General features: G+C 38.4%; 8 protein-coding genes. All 8 read left to right on the top strand.

Translation table 11 applies throughout. From position 1 onward, the window contains the following. The coding region (locus NWQ57_RS17345) for an asparagine synthase-related protein (protein ID WP_306023431.1) at window positions 1-377 on the top strand (377 nt) is incomplete at its 5' end. Then, window positions 378-1442, top strand: coding sequence for an acyltransferase (locus NWQ57_RS17350; RefSeq protein WP_306023432.1), 1065 nt, complete (start codon window positions 378-380; stop codon window positions 1440-1442). After that, complete coding sequence (locus NWQ57_RS17355; RefSeq protein WP_306023433.1) at window positions 1432-2556, top strand: glycosyltransferase family 4 protein; 1125 nt, start codon at window positions 1432-1434, stop codon at window positions 2554-2556. The genes NWQ57_RS17350 and NWQ57_RS17355 overlap by 11 nt, the downstream gene beginning before the upstream one ends. 71 nt (window positions 2557-2627) lie before the next feature. Beyond that, a complete protein-coding gene (locus tag NWQ57_RS17360) occupies window positions 2628-3593 on the top strand; it encodes a sulfotransferase (protein ID WP_306023434.1) in 966 nt (321 codons plus the stop codon). A 10-nt stretch (window positions 3594-3603) separates the two neighbouring features. Continuing rightward, window positions 3604-4776 carry a glycosyltransferase family 4 protein gene (locus tag NWQ57_RS17365; protein ID WP_306023435.1) on the top strand — a complete coding sequence of 391 codons (1173 nt, stop codon included), beginning with the start codon at window positions 3604-3606 and terminating at the stop codon, window positions 4774-4776. Next, entirely contained in the window at window positions 4769-5767 is a 999-nt protein-coding gene (locus NWQ57_RS17370) for a glycosyltransferase family 2 protein (RefSeq protein WP_306023436.1), read from the top strand. The genes NWQ57_RS17365 and NWQ57_RS17370 overlap by 8 nt, the downstream gene beginning before the upstream one ends. 3 nt (window positions 5768-5770) lie before the next feature. Further along, window positions 5771-6868 (top strand): glycosyltransferase family 4 protein, encoded by a 1098-nt coding sequence (locus NWQ57_RS17375; RefSeq protein WP_306023437.1) that lies wholly within the window; start codon window positions 5771-5773, stop codon window positions 6866-6868. Then, a partial coding sequence (locus tag NWQ57_RS17380) for an oligosaccharide flippase family protein (RefSeq protein WP_306023438.1) occupies window positions 6869-7851 on the top strand: 983 nt, incomplete at its 3' end. It abuts the gene before it with no gap.

Consider the following 7851-nt stretch of genomic DNA (forward strand, 5'->3'; position numbering starts at 1 on the left):
TGAGAGCGCCACTACTTGATAAAGAAATAGTAGAATTTGCAGCCACCCTACCCTCCGGCATGAAGTTTAAAAATGGCGAAAAAAAACACATTCTAAAAGAAGCGTTTAAGTCCATGTTACCTGACGGTATTTTATACCGTAAAAAAATGGGTTTCTCGGTGCCACTTGCAAGCTGGTTCAGAAATGAAATTAAAGGTCTTGCACAGTACCATATTATTCAGCAAGGTCATGGTTTGAAAGACATCTTTAACCATGACTGTATTCAAACCCTTTGGAATGAACACCAAAATGAAGAAGCGGATCACAGTACCATACTTTGGAGTATGCTTATGTACGAAATGTGGTGGGTAAAATATTCTCAAAAGGCTGCGCATTAAGTGTTTGGAATATATAGATTTATACTTGCATTGAACGTAATGCTTTTTCATATTTTACAATTACCAACGATTGGGCCGTTAGCAGTATATTCATTTTTTATTCTAAGTGGCTTTTTAATGACCACTATTTTACACAACAGTTATGGTTATACCCGTAGTGGTTTTAAAAAGTATGCAATAAATAGATTTCTCAGACTTTACCCGACCTACTGGTTTCTATTATTACTTATCATTTTCATTATTTTTCTAGTGGGGGCAGAATTTGCAAAAGAATCTCACTCAAAAATGCAAATGCCCACTACTATTACTGAATGGACTGCAAACATTGGTATGTTATTCATTCAGTTTAATCCAGTTGAATACTCACCAAGATTAGCACCTCCTACATGGGCACTAACTATAGAGCTGTTTTTTTATACCCTAATAGGGTTGGGTGTCAGCAAAACGAAAAAGATAACTTGGATTTGGTTTGCTGCAAGTGCGTCCTATATTGTATTAACCAACCTAATCACAGGTAAACTTGGAACTGGATACGGCAACATATTTAATGCGTCATTACCTTTTTCCATAGGCAGTTTACTCTTTTTTTATAGAATAAAACTCCTAGCTTTGATTAAAAAAACACCCCACTGCGGAAAAATTTTAACTTCTATATTCTTATTCAATGTTTGTCTTACTTCAGTAATAAGTGCCTTCTCATTTGAATTTTTCCAGCAGCATGGTTGGAAAGTTGAAATCATTTCTACTTGGTTGAACCTACCTTTAAGCGCGTTAATGACTGTTTTACTTTTCAGTATTAGACCACATAGTAAACGATTAAAAGAGTTAGATTTAAAACTTGGAGACTACTCTTACCCACTATATATATTTCATACCGGCGCTGCATGTTTAGCATCTTGGATTTTTGTTCAAATCGGACTATTGTCAAAAGAGGAATATATTTTACCCATTTTTATCTTAGCTTTAATAATTTCCCTTTGCGCGTGCCAGTTAAGCGAAAGTCTCGTTAACAACAAAATAAATAAACTTAGAAATAAGATAAAAGCAGGAACAAATGTCAACTAGTTTTCAATGTTCTGTGATGCATCTAACCTATGACATGCGCATTGGTGGAACAGAAATGGTGATTAAAAACATTATCGAAGACTGTGAGGCAGATACTTTCGATATGTCTATTTTCTGTATCGAAAGTCCATTAGGACCATGGGGACATCAATTAAAAAATTGTGGTATTCAGGTAACCTCCACCTCACGTAAACCCGGCTTCGATATATCGCTTATTAAGGCCATTCGTGCCCATATAATTGAAAATAGGATCGACGTTCTTCACTGTCATCAATATACGCCTTGGGTTTACGGGGCCATAGCGGCATTAGGTACGAAAACGAAAACGATATTTACTGAGCACGGTCGATTTTATCCTGATTCAAGCAGTTGGAAACGTAAGATAATTAATCCTTGGTTGTGTCGTATCACTCAACACATCACTTCTATATCAGAAGCAACTAAACAGGCTTTAGTGGATTTTGAAAATATCCCAGCAAAAAAAATAGAGGTAATTTATAACGGAATAAGAGAGCCCATTGTTGATATTAGTAAAATAAATGAACTAAGAACCTTATTGAAGTTAGACAATAATACCGAGGTCCTAGGCACTATTGCCCGCTTCGATCCGATTAAAAATCACCTTATGATGTTAGAAGCATTTTCGATTGTATTGAAAAGCAAACCGAATACAATTCTGCTTATGGTTGGCGATGGTGATGAACGACAAAATATCGAGAATAAACTTGATGCTTTGGGCATTACTCAAAGTGTGATTATGACTGGCTACGATCCAATGCCACTAAACTATCTTGCACTAATGGATGTATTCTTACTTTCCTCACTTAGTGAAGGAACGTCCATGACACTACTAGAAGCTATGGCATTAGGAAAACCATGCGTTGTAACTGATGCAGGCGGTAATGCAGAAATCATACAACATTCGGAAAACGGCTTAGTCACAGAAAATAATAACCCCTCAGCTTTTGCAGATAGTATCTTAACCTTACTAAACGACAAAGACAGGGTTAAATACATGAAAATAAAAGCAAAATCTCGGTTCTCTAATATGTTTATTGTCAATAACATGAGCAGAAAATTCGCAAGCTTATATATCAATGATGGTAAAAAATAATCATGCTAGGCCTTGATAGAATCAAACAAACGTTAACACTTGTCTTATCGAAATTTCTCCAACAACCCCGAATGCAAGACTTTCTTAACGATAAAGTACGTGTTGGCAGTCAACCTTTACCAACATTGAAAAACATAGATAGTCCTTATCAAAAAGTAAGTGCTGTACCAAATCTAACGAGCCAGCGAGACGACATCATTTTTATCACCAGCCGGTTTCGGAGCGGTTCAACTTTATTATGGAATCTATTTCGGCAGTCAGGAACCTGCACTTCATTTTATGAGCCTTTCAATGAAAGACAATGGTTTTCACCAAAATTACGGGGTGAAAATGTCGATGCAAGCCATCGTGGTGTCTCAGATTACTGGGCTGAATATCAAGGTATGGAAGAGCTGTCTGAACTGTATGATGAAGATTGGATTCGAACTGAGCTTTTAATGACGGAACAAAGCCACCAACCTAAGATGAAGCGCTTTATCGAAAGATTGGTAGAATTGTCACCCAAACGTCCCGTTTTACAATTTAATCGCATAGATTTTCGCTTACTCTGGGTCAAGCAACATTTTCCTAAGGCTAAAATTTTACATCTTTTCCGCCATCCAAGAGATCAATGGTGCTCATTTTTGACCGATGATTCACTAATGAACAAAAATGATGTTGAGTTGACTTACCAAGATGCTTTTTATCTTGATCCTTGGTGTGATGACTTGGCAAAACACTACCCTTTTTTAGACAAACGATTTACTCCCCATCCCTATCAACGCTTTTATGCGCTATGGAAGTTATCATTTCTATTTGGTAAGCAGTATGCTGATTACAGTGTTAGCTTTGAGGCTTTAACTGAGAAGCCCAAGGATGAAATAAACGCTATTTTTGATTTATTCAATATTAGCGTAGACCCATTCTCTATTGAGAAATTATGTAACGTAATTCAGGCTCCTATGCCAGCTCGGTGGAAGAACTATGCAGATGAAGCTTGGTTTGCAGCACATGAAAATGAAGTAGACAACTTAATACTCCCCTTTTTAAAGAGATAGAGTCAAACGAATGAGCAAGGCTTTAGTTTTTAGTGAAATTTTTCCACCTATGCATGGCGGGAGTGGACGCTGGTTTTGGGAAGTCTATAGTAGGCTCGATCCAAAAGAATACGTGATCCTTGCAGGCACATCTGCCGACCAGAGCGAATTTGACGAAAAAGCAATATTAAAAATTAAGCGAATCAAATTCCGCTATAAAAAATGGTCAGACTGGGGGTTGTTATCTGTATCTGGCCTACTTTTTTACATGCATCTATTCATCGATACATGGAAAGTCATAAAACAAAATAACATTAGCGTGATTCATTGCGGTAGATGTATTCCGGAAGGTTTTATCGCTTATTTAATCAAACACATTTTGAATATCCCCTATTACTGTTACATACACGGTGAAGATGTAGAAAATGCCGCTACAAGCAGAGCTTTTAGATGGATAGTGAAGCGTGCTTTAAGGGGAGCTGATTTACTCATTTGTAACAGTGAAAATTCTAAAAGGGTGTTGCTCGCCCATTGGGATGTCAACCCTATTAAAATACAAGTAATTACTCCTGGCGTTGATACCTCAGTGTTCGCGCCCGCAACGAGGAACACGGCCTTAAGAAAGCACTTTGGATGGGAAGCGCGCCCAGTAATATTGACCGTTTCTCGCTTAGAGGCTCGCAAAGGACACGATGTGCTAGTCAAAGCCTTACCTGACATAATAAAAGCGGTGCCAAATATTCTTTATGCCATTATTGGCGGTGGTCCACAAAGATCAGAGCTTCAATCGTTGGTTGCACAACTTAAACTCGAAAATCATGTGCTATTTATGTCAGAACTATCCGATCAGCAGATGGTAGAATGTTACCAACAGTCTGACTTGTTTATTTTACCCAATAGAGACATAGGGCGAAATATTGAAGGTTTTGGCATCGTTATGTTGGAAGCTCAAGCGTGCGGTATACCTGTCATTGGTGGTAACTCAGGCGGTACGCCAGAAACCTTAATAGAAGGAATAACGGGTTTTATTGTTGACTGCAATGTTCCAGAAAATCTAGCCCAAAAAGTAATTGCTATGTTTGCCACTCCTAACGACCTAATTGAAATGGGCCTAAATGCTCGCAAACATGCCGAAAATTATGACTGGCTCATATTATCCAAGAAACTAGAAGCTGTATTTAAAGGTAACACCTGTAATGTCTAACTCAACCCCCCTTATCAGTGTCATTGTCCCCATCTATAATCGAGAAAAGTTTTTACCACAACTATTTAATACTATATTTGCGCAAGATTATGATAATTATGAAGTTATCATTGTTGACGATGGCAGCACTGATGAGTCTGCCAAATGGATTGAAAACAACAAACACACATTTCGTAAAGAGATAACCCTTTTGCAACAAACCAATGCTGGACACTATGCGGCGAGAAATAACGGTTTAGATCACGCCAAGGGCGAACTTATTGCTTTTCAAGACAGTGACGACGAGTGGCCGCCTTATCACTTATCTCAATTTGCAGCTCTATTTGAACAAAATCCTGATGTAGATTGGATCTTTGGACGACTTCATCGTATTGACCATGAAACAAGAGAAACCGTCGAAGAATCAAATTTTGTCACAAAAGAAGGTGTACCTCACCCTTTCCTTCTTTTAAATAGTGAAAATAGAGAAGGGGGACTGAACGTGATTAACGATAAACGAATAGGCGAAGTCGCAGTATTAAATCGTGTACCCGGCAGTACTCAAAGCGCGATTATGCGTAAAAAAATCTATAGCAGCTTACGATTTGATCCCTCGTATCGCACTGCATACGACCAATTTTTTGCAGTACGAGTAGTGCTAGCAGGTTTCAAATTTGGTTTCGTCAATGAGATTCATCAAATTTACCACATTCATGACGCTCATATATCCATGGTTGCAGGCGGTGATGCGGACAAAAAAGAAAAAAGTGCAAGAACCCATATACGTGGTTATGCTAGCCTGCTACCTCATACCCATAGCGACAGCGAAAGGAAAGCGGTTAATAAACGCTTGTCACAGGAGTGGGCGTGGTCTCTCAGTACCGCTTTAAGAGAAAAAAAATTGCACAAGGAAGAATTTAAAGCGATGTGTAATGCGATAAAACTTTACCCCAATGACCCCTTGTACTGGAAAACAGCATTCGCTGCACTCGCCAGATCTATCACTGGTTAAACGATGTCTAAGCGTCCATCTAACTCAAACAAATTAGTACTCTTTGTACCAGATTATAGTGAGGCTAATCCTTATCAGAAAATGTTAGCTGATGAGCTTTCTGACCTTAAAACTAGAGTCTGTTATGATAAATTTTATCCATCACTGTTTCCTCTGTTAACACTGTGGAGAAAAAATCCAAAGATTGACGTGATCCATCTTCATTGGATTGTCGATTTGATCGCGATTTTAGCATGGTCGAAAAATCCGTTTATATTCAAAGTGAAATGTTATCTATTAAGGTTGGATTGTTTTGTCGTAAGAGCCTTAGGGGTAAAAATAGTGTGGACTATTCACAATAAATTCGCACATCAGCAACTAGAACGCTCAAAAGAACTGCAGGTTCGAAGCTCTTTAGTTAAGAGTGTTAATCAAATAATTGTGCATAGTAAAGAAGCATTAAGTACCTTGTGCGAACTTTACCAAGTAGATTTTCAACACAAGGCTCGTGTTATCTTTCATGGTAATTATGCTGGGGTCTACCCAAGCCCCAGTGCTGATAAAGCGGCGCTAAAAAGCAACAAACACATATCTCAAGAGAACAAGGTCATCGCTTATATAGGCATGATTAGGCCGTACAAAGGAGTAGATAAACTCATAGAGGCATTAAAAAAAACGGAGATAAGTAAAGTAACCTTGCTAATCGCAGGCGCACCTCTCGATAAAGCCTATGGCAAGTCTTTAATCTCTCAAGCATCTGCGCAACCTAACATTTTATTTGATTTGAAGTTTCTCAGCGATCAAGAACTTGTCGATAGTTTAGCTATCAGTGACATTATTTGTTTGCCCTTTAGCGATACACTTACATCTGGTTCGGTGATTTTAGCCATGACAATGGGCAAAGCACTCATTTTGCCTGAAAGTGCAAAGGTATTCGGCTGCGTACCACAAAATGGAGCGATTTATTTTTCTGATGCTGATGACTTGGCCAACATTCTAAGCAATATACACCAAATTGATATTAGCCAAATGGGTATCATTAACCTTCAAGCGGCTAACAACATGCCATGGAGCAAAGCGGCGCAATTAACTAATAGTCTCTATTGCGCCCAAGGAAATTAAGTGGCTACTTTTAAAAAAGCATTAATGTTCTCGTTTGGAGAAAAATATCTCCGAATAGTTTTGCAACTTATTTCTGTCACAATACTTGCTCGATTAATTACGCCCGAAGAATACGGCTTATATACTATCGCCGTTATTTTTGTTGGTATTGCATCTATCATCAAAGAATTTGGTATCAATAACTACCTGATAAAAGAACAAGACTTAACCGTAGACAAAATACGCAGCGCCTATGGTGTGCTAGTTTTAATAGCAACAATAACTGCTGTCGTCTTGTTTCTATCCTCTTCTCTTATCGCTGACTTTTATCAACAACAAGAATTGTCTCCAATACTCAAGTTGTTAGCATTCAACATTTTAATCGCACCCTACGGCAGTATCATTCAAACCTTACAACGTAAAGAGCTCAATTTTCAGCCCTCATTTGTTACAGGCTTGATTAGCCAGCTAATCAGTGTCATCGCGATGATTTTGTTGGCGCTCTACGATTTCGGCGTCTATGCCTTGGTGCTAGGGGCAATTATTCAAACTATTAGCCAAGCATTATTAATTCAGCTGTATCGCCCCGCTAATTTACCCTTATTACCTCACCTAAAATTGTGGAAAGAAATAACCTCTTACTCAAGCTTTGTTAGCATTAATGCTTTAGCAGGCCATATAGGGCATAACGCCGCGGAGTTAATAACAGGAAAGTTTCTCACCATTGCTGACGTGGGTATTCTTAATCGCGCTTCAAACACAGCAGGTCTGTTTAATAACCTCTTTACTCAAGCTCTAGGGCCGGTAGTTACGCCTTTTTTTGCAAAATTAAAAGCTGATAAAGGTGACATAGCTCAGTCGTTTAAGACCTTATTACAAATTCAACTGAGCATTGCCTGGCCGTTTTATTTAGTATTGGGCATTTTTTCTGAGATTATAATTCGTATTCTGTTTGGTGAGCAGTGGCTAGCTGCGGCCCCTTTATTAGCATTATATTGTATTGG

It is taken from the genome of Paraglaciecola sp., from assembly GCF_030730205.1.
GTDB lineage: Bacteria > Pseudomonadota > Gammaproteobacteria > Enterobacterales > Alteromonadaceae > Paraglaciecola.